Annotated in this window: 4 protein-coding genes; 2 read left to right on the plus strand and 2 right to left on the minus strand. The window is 44.9% G+C overall.

Annotation, left to right across the window (positions count from 1 at the left end):
* Positions 1–251: 251 nt before the first annotated feature.
* Positions 252–602, plus strand: a complete 351-nt coding sequence (locus IM456_RS20325) for a 4a-hydroxytetrahydrobiopterin dehydratase (RefSeq protein ID WP_002762185.1) — start codon at positions 252–254, stop codon at positions 600–602.
* Here the strand turns inward: IM456_RS20325 and IM456_RS20330 are convergent.
* Positions 599–1,477, minus strand: coding sequence for an NAD(P)-dependent oxidoreductase (locus IM456_RS20330; RefSeq protein WP_149987061.1), 879 nt, complete (start codon positions 1,475–1,477; stop codon positions 599–601). The two genes, IM456_RS20325 and IM456_RS20330, sit on opposite strands and share 4 nt — an antisense overlap.
* Before the next feature lie 152 nt (positions 1,478–1,629).
* A complete protein-coding gene (locus IM456_RS20335) occupies positions 1,630–3,549 on the minus strand; it encodes a BRCT domain-containing protein (protein ID WP_287691585.1) in 1,920 nt (639 codons plus the stop codon).
* Positions 3,550–4,017: 468 nt separating this feature from the next.
* Here IM456_RS20335 and IM456_RS20340 point away from each other — a divergent pair, with 468 nt between their 5' ends.
* A complete protein-coding gene (locus IM456_RS20340) occupies positions 4,018–4,650 on the plus strand; it encodes a DUF3782 domain-containing protein (protein WP_287712800.1) in 633 nt (210 codons plus the stop codon).
* Positions 4,651–4,726: the final 76 nt, after the last annotated feature.

The raw sequence follows: 4,726 nt of genomic DNA on the forward strand, positions 1-4,726 counted from the left end.
GAGACTTGGAAACTATCTCATCAAATTAGTTCCCCCATAGAACCCCCTTGAGCCATCTGGCACACTTTTCTCTTTTTGTCAAATTTTATGTTAAGAAAGATGTGACTAATGGATAGCTTATCAAGGGGGGCAGGGGGGATCCCCCCTGCCCCCCTGCCCCCCTTATCAAGGGGGGCAGGGGGAACCAGAGGCAAAATCTATCTTCAATTTAATTATAACTACTTACTTAAAAAATCTAGATTGATACCCCTATGACCGAACTTGCCCAACAAAAATGTCAACCTTATCAATCGGGTTCTTCTCCTATCACTGCCGAGGAAATTACCGCTTTACAGGCTAAAATTCCCGATTGGAATCTCTTAGAATACGAGGGTATTCCCCGTCTGCAAAAACTCTATAAATTTGCCAATTTTCAAGGGGCAATCGCCTTTACTAATGCCGTGGGAGAAGCGGCGGAAAAAGAAGGCCATCACCCCGCTTTATTGACAGAATGGGGTAAAGTTACCGTTTCTTGGTGGACCCATGACGTGGGCGGATTACATCAAAATGATTTCATCATGGCTGCCCGTACCGATGATATTTATCGTCAACAAAAGGCTTAATCGTAGGCGCGAATCATCGCTTGGGTTCCCTGTTTAATTCCCTTGCCTTCGTCCAATTCCGCTACTACTTTAAATAAAGCTTCCGCTAAATCTGTCCCGGGCAGAATTTCCCCGGCTGTCTGGGCAGTTTCTTTAACTAATCGCAAATCTTTTAAAATATGTTCAATCATAAAAGCTGGCTGTAAATCTTGGGCGAGGATTTTTGGTCCCAAATTTTCCAAAGCCCAAGAACCTGCCGCCCCCGTTTTACAGACTTCTATGACTAAATTGGGGTCTAATCCTTGAATTTTTGCCATTTTTAGAGCCTCACACAGCGCCACCATGTGAACCGCCCCCAAGACTTGATTACAGAGTTTTACCGCTTGTCCGTTGCCGATTTCGCCACACCAGCGAATAGTTTTGCCCATGGCTTGAAAACAGGGCAGACAAGTCTGAAAATCCGCTTCTTTCCCTCCCACCATAATAGTTAAAGTGCGGTTTTTTGCCCCAATATCGCCCCCAGAGACGGGAGCATCGAGAAAACGGAGATTATTTTCCTCTAGCTTTTTACCAATCATCCTAGCGGCTTGAGAGCCAATGGTACTCATATCCACCACCAGAGTTCCCACCGCTGCCGATTCCATGACACCCCCCGGTCCTAAAATTACCGCCTCCACGTCAGGCACATCCCCGACGCAGGTAAAGACAATCTCGGCATCCCTGACGGCGGCGGCGATACTAGAACAAATGTTCGCACCAGCTGCCCCGGCAATGGTTATCCCCGGCGCCTCTGGGGTACGATTCCAAGCATTGACAGCAAAACCTTGACGGACAAGATTAGTCGTCATCGGCGCTCCCATCACTCCTAATCCTAAAAAGGCAATTTTTTGACTCATAATTTTGGTAATCAAGGGAACAGGGTGTGGGGAAGTGGGGAAGTGGGGAAGTGGGGAAGTGGGGAGGTGGGGAAGCTGTTTCATCACCCTATCACCCCAAAACCCTCCGCAACGCGCACGCAGTGACCACCCTATCTCCTGACAACCGACGGCTAAACTAATTCTACCATTTGCAGAAATTGGGCTTCTGAAAGGGTTTTAATGCCTAATTTTTGAGCCTTTTTGAGTTTCTCACCGGGGGCTTTACCGAGGAGAATATAATCAGTGTTCGCACTGGGGGAACTGGTAACAGTACCACCGACATTAATAATCAATGATTTCGCTTTCTCGCGACTGATTTTGCTGAAGGTTCCTAGTATAACTACGCTTTTTCCCCTTAGGGTATTTTCGGCGGATTCTTGACTCGTTTGGACTATCTCCGCTGCGGGTTGCACTTCTAAACTTGTATCGGCAACCGGTATTTTTTCGGATGCTACTACCGGAGTTTCCTCGGCAATCACCGGGGGAGTTTCCTCGGCAATCACCGAGGGAGTTTCCTGCTCTTCTACTACCGGAGTTTCACTAATAATTGCTGCTGGTTCATTAGTGGTAATAGGGGCAGTTTGTGGAGAGAAATCGTCTCTTTCTTGCTTTAGGTTTTGAATTTGAACCTCTAAAGCGGCGATTTCTTCTTGCTTAGTTGCTAACTCACCCTCAAACTTAATTTTTTCCTTTTCTAAAGCTTTATCTGCCGTTTTTTTGACTTCTAAATCTTGAGTTAGTTGGCGATTTTGTTGGCTTAATTCCTCGATATGACGGGAAGTTGTGGTTTCTAATTGGTCTTTTTCGGCACTTAACTGGTGTAGTTGAATCTCTAAATTAGAAATGTTTTCCCGATAGGTTTCTAGCTGTTGCGGTAACTGGGTTAATTCCTGTAATTGCCCTTCTAAATTAGCAATTGTTGCCTGAGAATCAGCCAATTGTTGCGGTAACTGGTTTAATTCCTGTAATTGCCCTTCTAAATCAGCATTTTTTGCCTGAGAATCGGCCAATTGTTGCGGTAACTGGTTTAATTCCTGTAATTGCCCTTCTAAATGAGCAATTTTTTCGGCAGCAGTGCTTAATTCTGCCGATAATTCCCCTTTCTGGGCTGCTAAAGCTTGTAACTCCAGTTTAGCTGCTTCGAGATGAGCGCCGAGACTGTCCTTTTCGGCGGTTATGGCTGTCACTTGAGCGACGGTTTCTTGGAGTTTTATAGTTAAATTGTCGCATTCTTGCCCTAAAGAGAGCGATCGAGTTTGACTTGCGGCTAAATCTTCGCTGAGAGACTTTTTTTGCTGCTCTAACCCGGTAATTTGACCCTGTAAGCTGGCTATTTCTTGCTGTCCTCGCTCATACTGTTCTGTTTGGTGAGCCAGATTCTGTTCTAAGGTTTGAATTTGACCTTGCCAGCTGGGAATTTGGGCGGCTAAATCGCTTAATTCCTGGTTTTTATGCTCTAAATCGGCCACTTTCGCCCTTAATTCCTCAGCTTTTTCTAGCTCTTGCTGTAAGAGAGTTTTATCCTGTTCTAGGGTCTGAATTTGACTATAGAGAGAGGTGGTCTGTTTTTTGGTCAAATCAAATTGACGGTTAATTTCACCTTTTTGCTGCTCTAAAGTTTGAATCTGTGCCTCTAGGCTAGTAATTTGGGCTTTTTCTCCCTCTAATTGCTCCATCAGACCAGCTTTCTCCGCTTCTATTTCCTTAGCGGTGGTTTTCAGGTGTTCGATTTCACCCTCACCTATATGGACAGCTTGCTGGAGGGACTGGAGAGAATTTTCTAAATCCGTAGCTTTGTGCTGTAATTGGGCGGAATGTTGTTCTATGTGAATTATTTTGGCGTGCAGCTGCTGATTTTCATCTTTTAAGTCTGATTGCGCCACGTCTAAACCCTTGACTTGAGCCAACAAATCTGAGTTACTTTGCTGTAATTGCGCTTGTGCGGCTAAAAGGGCGGTATTTTTGCTGACGAGACCAGAGCGCGACCAGAGGAATAGTCCTCCGAAAACAGCACTTAAACCTAATCCTTCATAAATTAATTCGTTGAGCATATCTACCCTCCTAGACAAGCGAAAAACAGTCACCTAACCGAACTGATGCGGCAATTTTGGTTATAGACCTACATCTCTACTTATATCAGTTACGGGGTGCATTCGGGGGAAGGGCGGGGAAAAAGTCACTTCTTTCATCCCGGTGTAAAAAGGTGATTTAGCTATTCGCGTCATGCTAACTTGTATCTGATCCCATTCTTGGGTAATTTCCAGGTCAATTTCTTCCTGATGATTAAAATAGTAGCCCATGGCCGCATGAGCTATAGTTGATAATTATCCATTGTCAATTGCCTATTATCCATTGACCGCGATCGCCTTTTGACCTTTGACCCCTTCCTCTTAAACTGCGATCGCTGATTAGTTGATAGTCAATAATTGATTGAAAAAACACGGATGAGAAGCTAGGGATTTTTTCTGGGCCAAGTCGCTAGAATGGGACTAGACTCCTCAAGCTTGAAGACTCTTCCTATGTCAGACGCTGTAACGATCGCCGATATTTACAAGTTATTTGAAAGAACTGAGGCCCAATTTGCCGAGTTTCAAAAGGAAGCTGATCGCCGCAGTGCCGAAGCCGATCGCCGCAGTGCCGAAGCTGATCGCCGCAGAGAGGAAGCTAATCGCACGATGGAAGAATTAAAAAAACAGGTACAAGAAACGACCAAAGCCGTTAATAACCTAACAACACGCTGGGGCAGATTCGTTGAAGAAATAGTAGAGCCTGCTGTTGTGCGTTTATTTCAGGAACGGGGCATTGATGTCACCCAAACGATGAGTCGCTTGAAAAGTAAGCGTCCTGGGGCTGCAATGGAGATTGATATTGTGGCGGTGAATGGGAGCGAGTTGGTGGCTGTGGAATGTAAATCTCGACTGTCGAGGGATGATGTAGATGATTTTGTCAGCCGATTACAGCGATTTAAGGTTGCTTTTCCCCAATTTCGAGAGTTTCGGGTTTATGGGGCAGTGGCAGGCATTGAAATTGATCAGGGGATAGATGTCTATGCCTATCGGCGCGGTTTGTTTGTGATTAAGCAGTCGGGGGAAACGGTTAAAATTATCAATGATACTCAGTTTCAACCTTTGGGTTTTGCTGAAGGTGTTTAATCTCTTTTTTAAGAAGGCGTAATTTTGCGATCGCCCTTTTAATTAATAATGAATAGTTGATAATTATCCATTGTCA

The organism is Microcystis sp. M079S1 (assembly GCF_020246425.1).
Lineage (GTDB): Bacteria > Cyanobacteriota > Cyanobacteriia > Cyanobacteriales > Microcystaceae > Microcystis > Microcystis aeruginosa.